The sequence below is a fragment of the Novosphingobium sp. APW14 genome, from assembly GCF_032337075.1.
Taxonomy (GTDB): domain Bacteria; phylum Pseudomonadota; class Alphaproteobacteria; order Sphingomonadales; family Sphingomonadaceae; genus Novosphingobium.
On the sequence record NZ_JAVYAB010000004.1, the window covers coordinates 266,597 to 285,000 of the forward strand.

Below are 18,404 nucleotides of genomic sequence, written 5' to 3' on the forward strand. Positions count from 1 at the left end.
AGAAAAAGGCCCGCCGAAACCGGCGGGCCTAAATCCTTCAACGCTTTGCAGCGTTGACTTACTTGGCAGCTTCCGAGGCCGGAGCAGCTTCAGTAGCAGCGGCCTCAGTGGCAGCAGCTTCGGTCGCAGCGTCGGTGGCAGCAGCTTCAGTAGCAGCAGCTTCGGTCGCAGCAGCTTCAGTCGCAGTTGCGTCAGCAGCAGCTTCTTCCTTGGCGCCGCAAGCGGCGAGGCCGAGGGCCATGAAAGCGGCCAGGGCAACAGTGGTCTTGCGCATTTGGGAACTCCCCCTTGTTGAGGAGCGCATAATTGAATCGAATTTGCCGCCGCGCAACATTTTATTGACGATAATCCGCAGCTACTTGGCTGCTTGCGGGTTTTTACTGATTGCTCGTACGCCTAGCCGGACGGTCCCGCTTGTCGCGCCCCGCGCGTTTGGCTAGCCCAAGGCGATGAAGCTCGGCACCTGCTACTATCCCGAACACTGGCCCGAAAGCTGCTGGGCAGAAGATGCCAGACGCATGGCCGCCAACGGCCTCAAGCAGGTCCGGATCGGTGAATTTGCCTGGAGCCGGATCGAACCCGAATCTGGCCGAATGGATTGGGGCTGGCTTGATCGTGCAATCGACACGCTGCACGCAGCCGGGCTTGAGGTAATCCTGGGCACGCCAACCGCCACGCCGCCGAAGTGGCTGATCGACACCATGCCCGACATGATCGCGATCGACGAACAGGGCCGTCCGCGCGGGTTCGGATCACGGCGCCATTACTGCTTCAGTCACGCCGGATACCGCACCGAGGCTGCGCGGATCACCCGCGCCGTAGCGCAGCGCTATGGCCGGCACCCGGCCGTGGTCGCCTGGCAGACCGATAACGAATACGGCTGCCATGACACGGTGCTGAGCTACTCCGCCGCGGCAAGGCTGGCTTTCCGGGAATGGTTGGCCGCACGCTATGGATCCGTGGATGCGTTGAACCGCGCCTGGGGTAATGTCTTCTGGTCGATGGAATATCGTTCCTTTGCCGAGATCGACCTACCCAATCTTACCGTGACCGAGGCGAACCCTGCCCATTGGCTGGCCTTCCGCCGCTTCGCCTCGGACGAAGTCGTGGCCTTCAACCGCATTCAGGTGGATATCCTGCGCGAACTCTCCCCGGGGCGCGACGTGGTCCACAACTACATGGGCTTCTTCACCGAGTTCGATCATCATGCCGTCGCCCGTGATCTGGATGTGGTCGGATGGGATTCGTATCCACTGGGCTTCCTTGACAGCTTCCCCTTCGCGGAGGCTGACAAGCTGGCTTACGCGCGGCAGGGCCATCCGGACATCGCCGCCTTTCACCACGATCTGTATCGCGGCTGTACCGCAACCGGGCGTTGGTCCGTACTGGAACAGCAGCCCGGACCGGTAAACTGGGCGCGTTACAATCCCGCACCGCTGCCCGGCATGGTCCGGCTTTGGACGCTGGAGGCGATGGCGCATGGAGCCGAACTGGTCAGCTATTTCCGCTGGCGGCAATTCCCCCAGGCGCAGGAGCAGCACCACGCAGGGCTGCTCAGGCCCGATAGCGAGCCCGCCCCCGGCCTGGCAGAGGCCGCCCAGTCCGCCCGGGATATCGCCCTGCTGGGTGCAGCAGGCGCAGCACCGCGGCAGGTGGCGCTGGTCTTCGCCTATGACGCCGATTGGGTGACCAAGATCCAGCCGCAGGGCGCGGGGCTATCGGCGCTATGGGCAAGCTTTGCCTGTTATTCGGCGCTGCGCAGACTGGGCCTCAGCATCGATATCATCCCGCCAGGCGCTCCACTCGATGGCTATGCGATGGTGGTTCTGCCCTGCCTGCCGATTGTGCCAGATGCGCTGGTTGAACAGCTGGAGCGCTTTGCCGGGCAGATCGTGATCGGTCCGCGCAGCGGCAGCCGCGATGCAGACTTTGCGATTCCTGAGGGCCTGCCGCCGGGTCCGCTGCAGACATTGTTCCCCGGCAAGGTGGTGCGCGTCGAAAGCCTTCGCCCCGGCCTGATCCATCCCGGTGCGGGCTGGGAAATTGCCCACTGGCGTGAGGATCTAGAAACCTCAAGTCAACTTGAGATATGCGCGGAGGACGGGACTCCGGCCTGCTGGAAGCATGGCCAGACGCGCTATCTTGCGGCTTGGCCTGAGCCCAGCCTGGCTGCCGAAGTCCTACGCCGAGCGGCGGGCGATGCCGGGCTGGCGCTCCATGCGCTGCCCGAAGGTTTGCGCCTGCGCCGTGCCGGCAATCGCATTTTTGCATTCAACTATGCCGCGCAACATACTGAATTACCGCCTTCAATTCAGGGGAGCCTGGTGCTGGGCGAACGCAGGTTACCGCCTGCAGGCGTAACCGTGCTCGAGGACTAGGCCTTTGCGTCAGCCGCTCCGTGCCAGCCGGTGAAGCTAGCGGTGCGGCCCAGCACCACCCGGTTGAAGCCCAGCGCGAAGAGTACCGATGTGGCCAGCGTAACCACCATGAAATCGATGTAGTGCAGCCCGATCAACCCGGCCGGCTGCCAGACAAAGGTGTAAGCCCCATAGAGCGCCACCCCCCAGACCACGCCGGCAATCGCTGCCCGCGCCGCCACGCCCCGGAACAACAGCGCGACGATGAAGGCCGAAAGGATCGGCATTGAAGACAGCCCATTCAACTGCTGCAACAGGTTGATGATCGACTTGGCGTTCTCAAAGGCCGGGACCATCAGGATCGAGGAGATCGTCAGCAGCACCGAGACCGTGCTGGCCAGCTTCCAGTGGTTGGTAACCGGGCGCACGAACTTGGTGTGGAAGTCCACCGCATAGAGCGCGACCGAGCTGTTGAGGATCGCCGCGGTGTGGGCAATCACTGCCGCCGCCATCATTGCCGCAAAGGCGCCCGACAGCCACTGCGGCAGGACCGCCGCGACAACCTGGCCATAGGCGGCATCATCGACATCGCCGAACAGCTTGTACCCCACCACGCCGGGGATCACGACAATCGCGGGGATGATCATGATCCGCACCGCTGCTGCAGCGAGCACGCCCTTCTGCGCTTCGCGCACGGTGGGGGCGGTCATCGCTTTCTGGGTGATGTTCTGGTTGGTCGACCAATAGAAGATCTGGATGAACAGCATGCCGGTGAACAGCGTGTGGAACGGGATCGGCGATGCCGCATCGCCCACCATGGTCAGCCGTTCGTGGGGGATGCCGGAGAAGTCCCAGCCGATCGCGTTACAGGCCAGCACCACCACCAGCAGGGCAATCGCCAGCACGCCGATGCCGGAATAGGTGTCCATCACCGCCACGGCGCGCAGCCCCCCCATGATGGTATATATCGCCGCGATCACGGCCATCGGTGCGGCAAAGTACCAGAGCGGCCAATCGACCCCGAACATCGACTTCAGAAACAGCGAACCCGAATAAAGCGCCGCCGGCAGGTAGATCAGCACATTGCCGATCAGGAACAGCGCCGAAATCAGCGTGCGGATCGACCCGCCGTCATAACGCTGCTCAAGCAATTCGGTCACCGTGGTGCAACCGGTGCGATAATAGACTGGCACAAATACAAAGCCGAGGATCATCAGCCCGACAAAGCCCGCCAGCTCCCACCAGGCGAGCAGCAGCATCTGGTTGCCGTTCATGCCCACCAGTTGCTCGGTCGAAAGGTTAGTCAGCGTGATCGCGCCTGCGACATAGAGCCATTTGAGCCCTCCGCTGGCAAGATAGACATCCCTTGCCGAGCCATCGTGCGCGGGGTGCGCGGCGCGGGTGGTGGTGCGCCAGGTGAAGAACCCGACCACCGCCAGCAGCGCCAGCGCCATCGTCACCTGTCCGGCAAATGATCCCCAGAACTGCCCCATTGCACTCCCCCCGGTGCTGTTTTCCGCGATCCTATGCGGCCCGTCTCGGGGATGCCAGCGCTAAGTCCGTTCGAGCGCCAGCAGGGCAAAAGTCGCCAGCCAGTGCTCACCCATATAGTCGTCCCCCAGGTGCGGCAGAGCGGCATCAAGGTGGTGCTGCGCCGTAAGCAGTGCCGGTTCGCGCGCCAGGTGCCCATTGGGCAATGCAGCGGCGATCCCGCGCCAGCACCAGGCGCGGCTGAGGTTAAGGCCATCGAGATGGGCAATCTTGCCGTCGCTGCGGTCAGAAACGGTGGCGGGGGTGAACAGGGTGGCGGGGCGGCCCTCTGCCGCGGCCGGGAGGAAGCTATCGAACCAGGCACTGAAATCGCTCCCCAGCACCCGGCTCATCAGCAAGGCCTCGGTCAATGCGGAGGACAGGAACTCATCCCCGCCCGGCTCCCAAGCCTGGCAATCGCGATCCTTGCCGAACCAGTCTCGGGCGCGGGCATCGATCAGGGCCACGAGCGCCGGATCATGGTCCGGCGCCCAGTCACGCGCCAGGGTCAGCGCAAATGCCGACGAGTAGTGCGTGCCCACCCGGATCGGATAGGTCTGGACCGGCAGGAACTGCCGAAACCGCTCGGCAAAGGTGGCGGCAAAGGCATCGGCATGGTGCGCCCAGGGCCGATCGTGCCGCACCATCTCTGCATGGAGCGCCAGCGCCCAGGCCCAGCCATAGGGCCGCTCGAACCCGCGCGCGGACGGCCGCGCAAGATAGGCGGTTTCAACGGCAAAGTTCTCTGCCGTCAGCATCGCGTCCGCCAGCGTATGGACCCGCACTGCCTCGGGCAGGTCGGGGTAGTGCCGGGCCAGCCGCAGCACCTGCCACCAGCCGTGGAGGCAAGAATGCCAATCGAAACTGCCGAAGAAGATCGGATGCAGTTCACGCGGGGTACGGGCATCTTCGGGCCCGTCCATCACGTGATCCAGCTTGTGCGGAAATTCGCGGGTCAGGTGGCCCAGCGTCAGCGCCATGAAGCGCGCGGCGTGTTCAGCAGTCAGGTGCGTCATCAGAAGGCAAACCACCAGATAAAGAGCGTGTTGACTGCCAGCAGCGGCAGCGCCGTGCCAACCTGGGCCCAGACCACGGCGTTGCGGTCTTTCAGTTCAAGCAGCGCGGCAGGAACCATGTTGAAATTGGCCGCCATCGGCGTCATCAGCGTGCCACAGAAACCGGCGAGCATGCCGATTGCGCAAACCACCGCCGGATCGCCGCCATACTGGCGGACCAGCAGCGGCACACCGATCGCCGCAGCCATCACCGGGAAGGCAGCAAAGGCGTTGCCCATGATCATGGTGAACAGCGCCATACCCAGCGCGAAGGCAATGATCGCGCCGATCCTGCTGCCTTCCGGGATGATCTCCGACATCAGGCCGCCAACCACATCTCCCACGCCCGACAGCGCAAAGACCGCGCCGAGGCTGGCCAGCATCTGCGGCAGGATCGCTGCCCAGCCCACCGAATCCATCAGCCGTCGCCCTTCCTGCAGGGGCGCCGCCGGATGCGGGCGCAGCCAGACCAGCCCCACCAACAGGGCAAGCAGCGCGCCCAGCGCCAGGCTGACCAGCGTCACCTGTTTGGGATTGACCAGGCCCGGCAGCTGTTCAAACCCGAAAGTCCCCACCAATGCCGTTGCCGGGATCACCAGCGCCAGCAGGAACAGGCGGTTACCATAGCGTGCCGCGCGGGCGGCGCGAATTTCTGCCGTGATTCCGCCGCTACCGCGGCCAAGCTGGCCGGTTCCGGCAATCGCAACCAGCGCCAGCACCAGCAGGCCGTTGGCAACATCTCCCAGTTGGTCGCCCGCCAGCATCGACAGCGCCAGCAGCCCCCAAAAGGCGCCATTGCCCCAGCGCTTAGGGTTCGTGCGGTCGCGCAGCGAGAGCACAGCGAAGGCCAGGAAAGCCAGCCCGGCAAGGATATAGACGAAGGGGAGACCGATCATTGCCCGGTCTCCTGCACACCCAGCCGCCGATCCAGGCGCCACAGCCGGAAGCCGTGGATCAGGAAGGCAGCGATTGCTGTCGGGATCGCCCAGACTGAAAGCTGGAATGGAGAGAGGACGATGCCCTGCTGCTCCAGGAAACCTACCATTAGCAGGATCGAGCCAATGGCGATGAAGATATCTTCGCCAAAGAACAGGCCAACGTTATCCGTCGCGGCGGCCATGGCCTTGGCTTCTTCACGCTCTGCCTCCGACAAGTCCGTCTGCCGCTCCGCCGCTGCCTCGGCCATCGGCGCGACCAGCGGGCGCACTGTCTGGGCATGGCCCGCCACCGAAGTGAGCCCCAGCGCGGCCGATAGCTGACGGATTAGCAGATAGCCGGTCAGTAGCCGCCCGGTGGTTGCGCCTTTCAGGCTGGCGATCAGCGCGCGAGCGCGCTCCTGCAGACCGTGGGCTTCGAGCAGGCCGATCACCGGCAAGACGATCCAGATGACGGTGACATAACGCGTGTCGTTGAACGCCTTGCCAAAGGCCGCGACGATTGCCGGCAGATCCAGTCCCGCAGCCAGTCCCGTAGCCGCCGCTGCGGCCACCACCACGAGCAGCGGATTGAACCGCAGCACGAAGCCCAGGACCATCACCGCGATGCCCGAAAGCACCCACATCCCGCTCATCCGTAGCCTCCCCCGCCCGGCGTTTCGACCACCATCACATCACCCGGTTCCATCACCACCGAGGCAGTGGAATCGAGCACTTCGATTGCCCCCGATATCCGTTCAACCCGGGTTGCACCCGCCGCACCGTCTGCGCCGCCCGCTAGGCCAAACGGCGGCACGCGGCGTCGGTTGGCGAGCATCCCGGCTTCCATCGGCTGCAGGAAGCGCAGCCGCCGCGTCGCGCCATCGCCGCCGCGATGCCGTCCGGCCCCGCCCGAACCCGCCCGGACTGAGAATTCCTCGAGCAGCACCGGAAAGCGCGTTTCCAGTATTTCGGGATCAGTCAGGCGGCTGTTGGTCATGTGGGTCTGGACCACGCTGGTCCCATCAAAGTCCGGCCCCGCGCCCGAACCCCCTGCGATTGTTTCGTAATACTGATAGCGATCGTTGCCGAAGGTCAGGTTGTTCATCGTTCCCTGCGCACCGGCCATCGCCCCGAAGGCCCCGAACAGCGCATCGGTAACAACCTGGCTGGTTTCCACATTGCCGGCAACGACCGCCGCCGGATAGCGCGGACGCAGCATCGACCCTTCGGGCACCAAGATCGTAACCGGGGCCAGGCAGCCCTCGTTCATCGGGATCGGATCGTCGATCATGGTGCGCAGAACATACATCACCGCCGCCCGGACCACGCTGAACGGGGCGTTGAAATTGCCCGGCAGCTGATCGCTGGTTCCGGCAAAGTCGATGGTCACCTGCCGCGCCGCACGGTCAACCCGGACGGCAACGCAGACCGCAGCGCCATTATCCAGTTCATAGCGGAAGCTGCCATCGTCCAGCCGGCCGATCAGGCGGCGGACTGCCTCCTCGGCATTGGCGTGGACGTGGCCCATATAGGCCCGAACCACTTGCACGCCATGTTCGGCGCAGGCCCGTTCCAGGCCTGCCGCGCCGCGCGCACAGGCGGCGACCTGTGCGGCCAGGTCCGCCAGGTTTGCTTCGATGTTGCGCGCCGGATAGGGGCCAGAGGTCAGGATCGCCGTCAGCTCATCCCGGCAGAAGCGGCCTTCGTCGACCAGCAGGACATTTTCCAGCAGCACGCCCTCCTCGCCAATATTACGGCTGCTGGGCGGCATTGAGCCAGGGGCGATCCCGCCAACATCGGCATGATGCCCGCGCGCTGCGACATAGAAGTCGGGCGCTTCGCCCTCACCCACGAAGACCGGCATCACCACGGTGATGTCCGGCAGGTGCGTGCCGCCGGCATAGGGCGCGTTGAGGACATAGGCATCGCCGCGGCGGATCCCGCGACCGTCGCTGGCCCCGGCGCGTTCGCGCAGGATCGCCTGAACACTCTCTCCCATCGAACCAAGGTGAACGGGCATGTGCGGCGCATTGGCCACCAGCCGCCCGGCAGCATCAAAGAGCGCGCAGGAGAAATCGAGCCGTTCGCGGATATTGACCGACATGGCCGTTCGCGCCAGCGCCGAGCCCATTTCCTCGGCAATCGCCATGAACAGGCCGTTGAAGATCTCAAGCCGGACCGGATCAGCTTCGGTCCCGCTCGCGATTGCGGCGGCACGCGGCGCGGTGCGGGTCAGGCGCAGGGTGCCGTCGGCATCGACCGCGAGCGACCAGCCCGGTTCGACCACCGTGGTCGCCAGCCGATCGATCACCACCAGCGGACCAGTCGCGGCAAACCCCGCGGGCAGCGCGGTGCGGTCGTAAACCGGAACCTGGTGCTCGGCCCCGGCAAGGTAACAGGTGACCGTTTCAACCGGAGGACCAGCGCTGTCTGGCAGCGGCCAATCGAGCGCGCCACTCGCTTCGCCGGCGGCAATGGCTTCCACGCGCACGCGGTCAATCACCAGGGCTCCATCGCCGTCATAGCCGAACTGCGCGCGGTGCGCGGCGGCAAAGGCTTCTGCCAGTTGCTGCGGGCCAGCCAATGCCAGCTCAATCGTGTTTTCGGAACCTTCGCGCCGCAGGAACAGGCTGGTGTGGACCGCTGCTGCGGCTTCGCCAAGCTCACCCCGGACCTGATCGCCAAGTTCTGAAGCCAGCGCCTGCGCCGCTTCAATTCCGCCTACCAGCGGCTGCCCAAGCGTCCGCTCACGCACCGCCGCTTCGCTGGCGAGGCCCATGCCATAGGCTGAAAGCACCCCGGCCAGCGGGTGGACCAGCACGGTATCGATCGCCAGCTCGTCGGCCACCAGGCAGGCATGCTGCCCACCCGCCCCGCCGAAACAGGACAACGCATAGCCGGTTACATCATGCCCGCGGGCAACCGAGATCTGCTTGATCGCATGCGCCATGTTGGCAACAGCAATGGCGATAAAGCCCTCGGCCAACGCTTGTGGCGACAAGACCTGCCCGGTTTCGGCCTGGATCGCGCCAGCCATTTCCGCAAACTTTTCGGCCACCACCGCGGTATCGATCGGCTGGTTGCCATTGGCCCCAAACAGGTGCGGGAAGTGTTCTGGCCGCAACTTGCCGAGCATGACATTGCAGTCGGTCACGGTCAGCGGACCGCCATTGCGATAACAGGCGGGGCCCGGCACGGCACCCGCGCTTTCCGGGCCAACGACCAGCCGCCCGGCATCAAACCGGCAGATCGAACCGCCGCCCGCCGCGACGGTATGGATCCGCAGCATCGGCGTGCGGATCCGGACATTGGCGACGCGGACCTCGCTGTCGCGCTCGAACTGTCCGGCATAGTGGCTGACATCGGTTGAGGTGCCGCCCATGTCGAAGCCGATCACCTTGGGCGTGCCGCTTGCCTCAGCCGTGCGGGCCATACCAACGATTCCGCCAGCCGGGCCGGAAAGGATCGCATCCTTGCCCCGAAAGCGCGCACCGTCTGCCAGACCGCCGCTGGACTGCATGAACAGCGCGCGGTTGCCCGTGCCCAAGGCGCTGGTGAACTGGTCAACATAGCGGCGCAGCACCGGGGATAGATAGGCATCGACCAGGGTCGTATCCCCGCGCCCGACCAGCTTGATCAGCGGCGCAACTTCGTGACTGACCGAAACCTGGGTGAAGCCCGCCTCGCGGGCCAGTTCGGCCAAACGCACCTCGTGCGCCGGATAGCGATAGCCATGCATCAGCACGATCGCGATCGCGCGATAACCCTGGGCTACGGCCCCGGCAAAGGCGGCGCTTGCGGCTGCTTCATCGAGCGGCTCCAGCACCGTGCCATCGGCCATGACCCGCTCAGCGACCTCGATCACCTGGGCATGCGGTGGTTCGGGCAAGACAATGCGGCGCACGAACAGCTCGGGGCGTTCCTGCGTGCCAATTCGCAGCGCATCGCCAAAGCCGCGGGTGATCGCCAGGACCGTTGGCTCACCCTTGCGTTCGAGCAAGGCATTGGTGGCAACGGTTGTGCCCATCCGCACGGCAGCCGGCGGGAGCGGTCCCGCGCCCACGCCGCTCAACTGGCGAATAGCGACGATCGCTGCGTCTTCAGCCCGCGCCGGATCCTCTGACAACAGCTTGGCCGTCAGCACGCGGCCATCAGGCGCGCGCGCAACCACATCCGTAAAGGTCCCGCCCCGGTCGATCCAGAATTGCCATTCACCCATCACGCCGCCGTCATAGGCCGCGTGACGGCGCTGGCAATCACTTGCGAACGAGAACGGTGTCCAGCGGGATTAAGGCCACTATCACCCGGCGGCTCTGGGTACGGCCTTTCTTGGTACCATTGCGCTAATTCAGGCGAACACGGGTGGGCCCGATAGTCTTTCGGCGCTAGGGTTCGCAGTCAGAGTCATCGCGCCGCCGCAGCGACTGCCACCCCTTCCACTCTTCAATGAGGGCGTTGAAGTGGTGCCGAAAGCGATCAATTTCGGCAACCCCGACTTCCTGCACCCGTTGGTCGTAGGATCGTTGGGTGTGAATCGCTTGGGCCACTTCGGCAACATGTTCCAAGGGACCAATCACATGACTTTGCAATCGCCGCGCGAGAAGGCCGGCCGCAATCATTGCCAGGGCAAGCGACGATAGGGCGATGATCAGTCCCGCCAGCCCAAAGCGCAGGAGCCCCTCTGAATTGCCCGTAATCCGCACTTCACCGATCGGATTGCCGTCTTGGGCCATCGGCACAACCGTCGATCGCGGCCACAGCAGCCAACTGCTCGCGCCCATCAACCAAGCCGGCCCCGCTGGCCTGGGATTTTGCCAACGCACCAAAATTCGCCCCGCGCGATCCAACACCTCAACCTGCTGTACCCCGCCGACGCCTGCAACCATGGCGATGCCATCCACAACAGCTCGCTGGTCCCCGAAGGCTACGGATGGCGCAATCGTATAGGCCAAAGTTCTGGCCATCAGATCAAGATTGCGCTGGGCATAGTTGTGGATCATCAAGCCGCCACTCAATGTGACACTCGTCGCCGCCAGCAAGACCGCAAATACGATCAGCTGAAGGTGAACCCGCGCCAGCACCTGGCGGATGGTAGGGAGGTCCGAACTGCTCATTGCACCACCCGTTGCAAAACGAGATACACGTGGATCGCCCCCCGCATTGGCACGGAGCCTCTATCCACCCGTCATTCTATCGATTTCAATACCTTGCTCAGAACGCCCGCGATTGCAAGACAAGGAGGAATTGGTTTCTATCGCAACCAGTGCTAGGCGCGATTCATGCCAGCAATGATCGATCGCCAGCCCTTGCGCGAAGCCTATCGCCAGGACGAGGAAACCTGCATCGCCGAGCGCCTGCGCCAGGCCGCGCCGGCCAGCGCTGTGCACGGCGAGGCAAAGCAGATTGCAGCCAGGCTGGTCGAAGGTGCACGGGCCCACAAGGCCAGCGGGCTTGACGCATTCCTGCAAACCTATGGCCTTGGCACTGACGAAGGCATTGCCCTGATGTGTCTGGCCGAGGCACTGCTGCGCGTGCCCGATGCGGCAACGGCCGATGCCCTGATCCATGACAAGCTAGGCGGGATCGACTGGTCGGAGCACCTGGGCGAAAGTGGCTCAACCTTCGTCAATGCTGCAACCTTCTCTCTGATGCTCACCGGCCAGGTGCTCGACCAGCGGCGCGCCAAGCCGGAAGGCCTCGGCGCGGTCCTGAAGCGCGCCGTCGGCCGGCTGGGCGAGCCGGTGATCCGCCAGGCGACCTTGCAGGCGATGAAGATCCTGGGCGGCCAGTTCGTTTTCGGCCGCACGATCGACGAGGCGCTGGAACGCGCCGCGCCCGAACGCAGGCAGAACCTGACCCACAGTTTTGACATGCTGGGCGAAGCGGCAATGACCTTTGCCGATGCCGAACGCTATCGCCAGAGCTACGAAATGGCACTGGACCGGATTGCGCAAGAGGCAGGTGCCGGGGTCGTCCGCTCGCCCGGGATTTCAGTGAAGCTCTCGGCGCTCCACCCGCGCTATGATTTCCTTCATGCCGATGCTGCCAAGGCCGCGCTGGTGCCGATGCTCAAGGCGCTGGCGCTGAAAGCACGCGCTGCCGACATCCACTTCACCATCGATGCCGAAGAGGCCGAACGGCTGGAACTGTCACTGGATATCATCGAGGCATTGGTCAGCGATGACGCATTGTTTGCTGGCAACTGGCAGGGCTTTGGTCTGGCGCTGCAAGCCTACTCCAAGCGGGCGGTGCCTTTGGTCGACTGGGTCGTACAGCTAGCCCGCCGCAACGGCCGCCGGATCATGGTTCGGCTGGTCAAGGGCGCCTATTGGGACAGCGAGATCAAGCTGAGCCAGGTTGGCGGCCATGTCGATTACCCGGTCTTCACCCGCAAGGTCGCGACTGACGTTTCCTATCTTGCCTGCGCGGCCAAGCTGCTGGCCGCACCCGATGCAATTTATCCGGCCTTCGCCACACACAACGCCTATACGGTTGGCGCGATCAAGGCGCTGGCTGGTGAGACGGAGTTCGAATTCCAGCGGCTCCACGGCATGGGCGAGGATGTCTACGCCGAGCTTGCCAAGTATGAAGCAGCGGCGGGCAACCGGCGGACTCCGGTCCGGATCTATGCGCCGGTCGGCGGGCACAAGGAATTGCTGGCCTACCTTGTCCGCCGCCTGCTGGAAAACGGTGCAAACAGCTCTTTCGTCAACCGCATGGCCGATGCCGAAGTGCCGGTCGATGCGCTGGTTGGCGATCCGGTGGCAGAGCTGGCCGCGCTCAACCCGCGCCGCAACCCGGCCATTCCATTGCCGGGCCAGCTGTTCCCGCGCCGCGAGAACAGCGCCGGGGTAGACCTGGCCGACCCGCTGCTGCGCGCGCCGCTGCTGGCACACCTTCATGAGCTGGCTTCGCTGCGCTGGGAGGCAGAGCCGACGGCAGTGGTCGAGCACGGTGCTGGCGCTTCGACAGGCTCAGCGCGAGCAGGCGGGGGGAATGGGAAAGAGCCAAGGCCTGCTCAGCCTGAGCTTGTCGAAGGCCAGGAGATTCGCTCGCCGCATGACCGTACCCACATCGTCGGCACGATCCGCATTGCCACGGCCGACGATGTCGCTTTCGCCGCCCAGCGCGCCGCCAAGGCGCAGCCCGCGTGGAACGCGATGGGCGGAGCGGAGCGCGCCGCGCTGCTGGAAAGGGCTGCCGATGCGTTTGAGGCGCATACGCCCGAGTTCCTCTCGCTCTGCCAGCGCGAGGCCGGGAAGACCCTGGTCGATGCCGTGCTCGAGCTGCGCGAGGCAGTCGATTTTCTGCGCTATTACGCCGCCGAGGCGCGGACCCTGTTTGGCGAGGGCCGCCCATTGCCCGGCCCCACGGGGGAGAGCAACCGGCTGACCCTGCATGGGCGCGGCGTGTTCGTCACGATCAGTCCGTGGAACTTCCCGCTGGCGATCTTCATCGGCATGGCCTCTGCCGCGCTGGCCGCCGGAAATACTGTACTTGCCAAGCCGGCCGAGCAGACCCCGCTCATTGCGGCGCTGGCGGTGCGGCTGTGCCACGAAGCGGGCATTCCCGATGACGTGCTGCAACTGGTGCCGGGCGACGGCGCGGTGGGCGCGCTGCTGACGGCCCGCCCCGAAGTGGCGGGCGTAGCCTTTACCGGCTCAACCGAGACAGCCCGCGCAATTAATCGCGCGCTGGCCCAGCGCGATGGGCCGATTGCCACCCTGATAGCCGAAACCGGCGGACAGAACGCGATGATCGTTGACAGTTCGGCCCTGCCCGAACAGGTCACCCGCGACGTCGTTGCCAGCGCCTTCCAGAGCGCAGGCCAACGCTGTTCGGCGCTGCGGGTACTGTACCTGCAGGACGACGTTTACGATGCCATGCTGGAGATGATCCGGGGTGCTTTCGAAGCGCTGGTAATTGGCGATCCACAGGATCCGACGACCGATGTCGGCCCGGTGATCGATGCCGATGCCAAGGCCGCGCTTGATCAGCATATCACCGCAATGGAAGCCGCCGGCCGCACGGTCTGGCAGCGCGAACTGCCGCAGATTTGCACAAATGGCACGTTCGTTGCCCCGACCATCATCGAAATCGAATCCATTGCCGATCTCAACCACGAGAACTTTGGCCCGGTGCTGCACGTCGTCCGTTTCAAGGGCGACGAACTGGAGGCCGTAATCGCGGCTATCAATGATACCGGTTATGGGCTGACGCTGGGCCTCCACAGCCGGATCGACGCGACCCGGCGGCTGGTTGAAGCCAGGGCGCGGGTGGGCAATTTCTATGTCAACCGCAACCAGATTGGCGCGGTAGTGGAAAGCCAGCCGTTTGGCGGCGAAGGGCTTTCCGGCACGGGGCCCAAGGCGGGCGGGCCGCACTACCTGCAGCGTTTTGCCACCGAGCGGGTAACCTGCATCGACACCACGGCCGCGGGCGGCAATGCCAGCTTGATGGCGGGCGGCTAATCCTTCCGCACCTTTCGCTCTTGCCGAATTTAAGTGCCCGGTTAACATGGCGCATAACCGGGAGAGAGCGATGGATCAGGCTACCTACGACCATCTGCTGGCCAAGGCCCAGCGGACGATCGATCTGTTCACCTTTGATGAGTTCATCCGCTTTTGGGGCAACGATCGCCCGGGGGTGATGGCGCTCGACGGGGACGACCTTTCGCTCACCTATGGCAAGCTTGAAGATGCCACGGCCCGCATCGCTTCAGCTCTTCTTGGCATGGGAATCAAGAAGGGTGATCGGATTGCCTGGTTCGGCAAGAACGCCACCACCTATTTCACCCTGTTTTTCGGTGCCGCCCGCGCCGGGATCGTGATGGTCCCGATCGGCTGGCGCCTGGCCGAGCCGGAGGCGGCTTTCATCCTCGACAATGCCGAGGCCAAGGTATTGTTCCTGGGGGACGGGTTCGAAGCCTGCACTGACACCCTTGGCAAACGCCCCGGTCTGGCCCGCTGCTTCACCGCCGATGAAGCGCGCAAGCTGATGCAGGAAACCCCGCGCACGGAATTCACGCCTTCCGGCCGTGATGACGCCGTGCTGCAGCTTTACACCTCTGGCACCACCGGCAACCCAAAGGGCGCGGTCCTGTCCAACGCCAACCTGTTCGCGCTGCGCAAGGCCGGGATCGACAACCCCCATCCCTACACGCTGCTGGAAGAAGACGAGTCGATCCTGGTGGCCATGCCCTGTGCCCACATCGGCGGCACGGGCCTTGGGGTCATGGCGCTGGCGGCGGGCCAGCCCGGCATAGTGCTGTCCGAATTTGAACCAACCCGCGTGTTCGATGCCGTGGTCAATCGCGGGGTAACGCGGTTCTTTATCGTACCGGCGGCCTTGCAGATGCTGCTTAACCATCCGGACTGTGCCCAGACCGATTTCAGCCGCCTGCGCTATATTCTGTATGGCGCATCGCCCATCCCGCTTGAGCTGCTGCGCCAGTGCATTGCCATGTTCGGGGCCGAATTCATTCAAAACTATGGCATGACCGAAACCACCGGGACGATCTGCGTGCTACCCCCCGAAGACCATACGGTTGAAGGCAATGAACGGATGCGATCAGCCGGCAAGCCCCTGCCAGGGGTGGAGATGATCATCCGCGGTTCCGACGGCAGGCCGCTGCCCCCACGCGAGATCGGAGAGATTTGCACCCGTTCCAGCAACAATATGCTGGGCTACTGGAAGCTACCCGAAGCGACCGCCAGCACCATGGATGCCGAAGGCTGGGTGGCCACCGGGGACGTCGGCTACATGGACGAGGATGGCTATGTCTACATGTACGACCGGGCCAAGGACATGATCATCACCGGTGGCGAGAATGTTTATCCGGCCGAGGTTGAAAGCGGGATCTATGGCCACCCGGACGTGCTGGAAGTCGCCGTGATCGGTGTGCCGGATGCGAAGTGGGGTGAAGCGGTCAAGGCCATCTGCGTGCCCAAGCCGGGCCATGCCATCGATGCAGACAGCATCATCAACTGGGCCCGCGAGCGACTTGCCGGGTTCAAGGTGCCCAAGTCGGTCGATACGATTGAAGCCCTGCCGCGCAATCCCAGCGGCAAGATCCTGCGCCGTGAATTGCGCGCACCCTATTGGGCGGGCTACGACCGGCAAGTGAACTAAGCCCCATCCCCGTTCGCTTCAAGCGAAGTCCAGAAGCCGTGCACCGGTGTCTCGACTTCGCTCGACACGAACGGAGGTGGTTTGGAAATAGAGAGGAAGAGAGACCATGACCGATGCCCTGCCCGGTGCCAAGGAGCACATCACCGCCGCCCTGTCGCTTTGCGCCAAGATTGACGATCTGCCGGCGGACACCCCGCTGATTGCGGTGGGCAAGGTTGGCGTGATCGGCGCCGGCACGATGGGCGGCGGCATCGCCATGAACTTCCTGACTGCCGGCATCCCGGTAACGATCGTTGAGCGCGAACAGGCCGCGCTGGATCGCGGCGTCGCGGTGATGGGCAAGAATTATGAAGCCAGCGTCAAGCGTGGGCGGATTGAAGCGGCAGTGGCTGAAGCCGCAATGGCGCGGCTCACCCCCAGCCTGACCTTTGATAGCCTGGCCGATTGCGACCTGGTGATCGAGGCGGTCTATGAATCGATGGAGGTGAAGAAGGACGTCTTCGGACGGCTGGACGCCATCGTGAAGCCCGGTGCGATCCTGGCCAGCAATACCAGCTACCTCGACGTCAACGAAATCGCCGCCGCCACCAAGCGGCCCGAGGCGGTGCTGGGCATGCACTTCTTCTCACCCGCCAACATCATGAAGCTGCTGGAAGTGGTGCGCGGCGCCAAGACCGGCGCGAGCGAACTGGCCACGGTGATGCAGCTGGCGAGCAAGATCGGCAAGGTGCCGGTTGTCTCGGGTGTGTGCCACGGGTTCATCGGCAACCGCATGCTCTCCAAGCGGCAGGATCAGGCCAATGCCCTGCTGATGGAAGGCGCAGCCTATTACGATATCGACCAGGTCCTGCTGGACTTCGGCTTCCCGATGGGGCCGTTCCAGATGGGCGACCTCGCCGGCCTCGACATCGGCTGGCACCGCGATCCCACCAAGGTCACCACGATCCGCGAAGCGCTCTGCGCCGCCGGCCGCTGGGGCCAGAAGACCGGCAAGGGCTTTTACGATTACGACGAAAGCCGCCAGCGCAGCCCCTCGGATGAGGTCAAGGCAATCATCGCCGAATTTGCCAGCAAGTCGGGCGTAGCCCAGCGCGAAGTGAGCAAGCAGGAGATCTTTGAACGCCTGCTCTACCCGATGGTGTCGGAAGGCGCGCTGATCCTGGAGGAAGGCATTGCCCAACGCGCTGGAGATATCGATCTGGTCTGGCTCAATGGCTACGGCTGGCCAGCCTGGACCGGCGGGATCATGTACTGGGCCGACCACGAAGGCCTGGCCAAGATTGCCGCGGGCCTGAAGCGCCACAATCTGCCGGTGGCCCCGCTGCTGGAAAAGCTGGCGGCAGAAGGCGGCAAGTTTAGCGACTGACCGTCAACGCGCCCGCGGGATGCATTGCTCCCGCGGGATCCCCGCGAAATGACCGCAGCCATAGAGTGCAATTTCGGTGCCCGAGGGATCGCGACTATAGCTGAACTGCAAGGCCGCACGCGCAGACGGCGGGATTGGAAAGGCCTGCGGGATCGCTGCAGGATTGGCCCACCCCAGCACGCGGCAAGTCCCCGGCTGGTTGCAGACCACCCGCGCCGCGGCAAGCGCATCGGCAGGGGCCGTACCAGCCAGCAGGATGAAGTTGGCCTTGCCGCTGGTATTGCGCATCACCACTGTGCCGCTTTCAATCTTCGGTGCATCGGCCACAGCTGTCGGCAGGGGCGCGGCGCCCGGAAGGATTGCATCCGCCGCCCCCACAAGCGCAGCCGGATCCGGTTCATTGCCGCGATAGACTGATGCGAAGGCAGGCCTGGTTCCCCAATAACCGGGCCAGCGGAAGAACAGGTGGGTCTCCACCCGGGCCAATTTATCCAATTCCGGGCTCCAATAGGGATAGACCCAATCGGTGTGATAATGCGTGGCAAGCCCAACCGGCTTGAACACGTAGCCCCCCAGTGCCTCTCCGGCACGGATACGGGACTGCATCCAGGCGGAATCCGAATAGCTGCGCGCCAGCGCGCCATCGCAGGTGAAGGTAAACTGGCAGCCGGTCGCGCGTTCGCTTCCTTCGAAAACGACGCCGCAAACCGTCTTGGCAAAGGCCGGATGGCGCACACGGTTGAGGATCACCTGAATCACGGCACGCTGGCCGATATTGCTGGGGCCGGCTTCAGCCATGGCAGCAAGCGCCAGGCACTGGGTTGCGCGGCCACGATCTTCCGTAGAGCCACGGAAGACAAACCGCGGGGCCGGGGTAACCGGTCCCTTCGCGAACGGTACCGCCGCATTGCGCGCTCGGGCGGCATCCATGTCAGACAGCGAAGGCGGCACGGCCAGCAACGGCGCCGCTCCAGGCAGCCCGGGCAGGCGTGCAAGCTCTGCCGCGCGATCAACCTTACCCGACGAGAGGACAAGGCCCAGCACAACC

The 18,404-nt window shown here is 64.4% G+C and carries 11 protein-coding genes and 1 pseudogene (1 of these 12 cut by a window edge); 4 read left to right on the forward strand and 8 right to left on the reverse strand.

All coding sequences use genetic code 11. The annotated features are described in order from the left end of the window. Positions 1-58 precede the first annotated feature (58 nt). Positions 59-274 carry a hypothetical protein gene (locus tag RQP55_RS07400; RefSeq protein ID WP_315609548.1) on the reverse strand — a complete coding sequence of 72 codons (216 nt, stop codon included), beginning with the start codon at positions 272-274 and terminating at the stop codon, positions 59-61. Positions 275-449: 175 nt separating this feature from the next. On the opposite strand from RQP55_RS07400, the gene RQP55_RS07405 reads away from it, so the two are divergent. Then, the gene (locus RQP55_RS07405) at positions 450-2,378 is read left to right on the forward strand and encodes a beta-galactosidase (protein WP_315609549.1); all 1,929 of its coding nucleotides are present in this window, start codon (positions 450-452) and stop codon (positions 2,376-2,378) included. Here RQP55_RS07405 and RQP55_RS07410 read toward each other — a convergent pair. The 6 genes from RQP55_RS07410 to RQP55_RS07435 form a co-directional block, all read right to left on the reverse strand. Next, positions 2,375-3,850 (reverse strand): sodium:solute symporter family transporter, encoded by a 1,476-nt coding sequence (locus RQP55_RS07410; protein ID WP_315609550.1) that lies wholly within the window; start codon positions 3,848-3,850, stop codon positions 2,375-2,377. The genes RQP55_RS07405 and RQP55_RS07410 overlap by 4 nt on opposite strands. Positions 3,851-3,910: 60 nt before the next feature. Next, positions 3,911-4,903: a DUF2891 domain-containing protein gene (locus tag RQP55_RS07415; protein ID WP_315609551.1), complete on the reverse strand. Its 993-nt coding sequence runs from the start codon at positions 4,901-4,903 to the stop codon at positions 3,911-3,913. Then, a complete protein-coding gene (locus RQP55_RS07420) occupies positions 4,903-5,838 on the reverse strand; it encodes a DUF979 domain-containing protein (protein WP_315609552.1) in 936 nt (311 codons plus the stop codon). The genes RQP55_RS07415 and RQP55_RS07420 overlap by 1 nt, the downstream gene beginning before the upstream one ends. Then, complete coding sequence (locus RQP55_RS07425) at positions 5,835-6,503, reverse strand: DUF969 domain-containing protein (RefSeq protein ID WP_315609590.1); 669 nt, start codon at positions 6,501-6,503, stop codon at positions 5,835-5,837. The genes RQP55_RS07420 and RQP55_RS07425 overlap by 4 nt, the downstream gene beginning before the upstream one ends. Positions 6,504-6,508: 5 nt before the next feature. After that, positions 6,509-10,078, reverse strand: coding sequence for a hydantoinase B/oxoprolinase family protein (locus tag RQP55_RS07430; protein WP_315609553.1), 3,570 nt, complete (start codon positions 10,076-10,078; stop codon positions 6,509-6,511). Between the two features lie 166 nt (positions 10,079-10,244). Next, positions 10,245-10,973, reverse strand: coding sequence for a CHASE sensor domain-containing protein (locus tag RQP55_RS07435; RefSeq protein ID WP_315609554.1), 729 nt, complete (start codon positions 10,971-10,973; stop codon positions 10,245-10,247). Between the two features lie 165 nt (positions 10,974-11,138). Between RQP55_RS07435 and putA the strand changes: the two genes are divergently transcribed. The 3 genes and pseudogenes from putA to RQP55_RS07450 all read left to right on the forward strand — a co-directional run. Further along, entirely contained in the window at positions 11,139-14,330 is a 3,192-nt protein-coding gene (gene putA / locus RQP55_RS07440) for a bifunctional proline dehydrogenase/L-glutamate gamma-semialdehyde dehydrogenase PutA (protein WP_315609555.1), read from the forward strand. Between the two features lie 70 nt (positions 14,331-14,400). Next, a complete protein-coding gene (locus RQP55_RS07445; RefSeq protein ID WP_315609556.1) occupies positions 14,401-15,990 on the forward strand; it encodes a fatty acid--CoA ligase in 1,590 nt (529 codons plus the stop codon). Between the two features lie 127 nt (positions 15,991-16,117). Then, positions 16,118-17,356 (forward strand): annotated as a pseudogene (locus RQP55_RS07450) (3-hydroxyacyl-CoA dehydrogenase NAD-binding domain-containing protein); the annotation flags it as partial. A gap of 3 nt (positions 17,357-17,359) precedes the next feature. On the opposite strand, the gene RQP55_RS07455 reads toward RQP55_RS07450, so the two are convergent. Then, positions 17,360-18,404: the 3' portion of a cell wall hydrolase gene (locus tag RQP55_RS07455; protein WP_315609557.1), read on the reverse strand. The gene runs 68 nt beyond the window's last position; the window shows 1,045 of its 1,113 coding nt (coding positions 69-1,113); its start codon lies off the right edge, out of view; its stop codon occupies positions 17,360-17,362.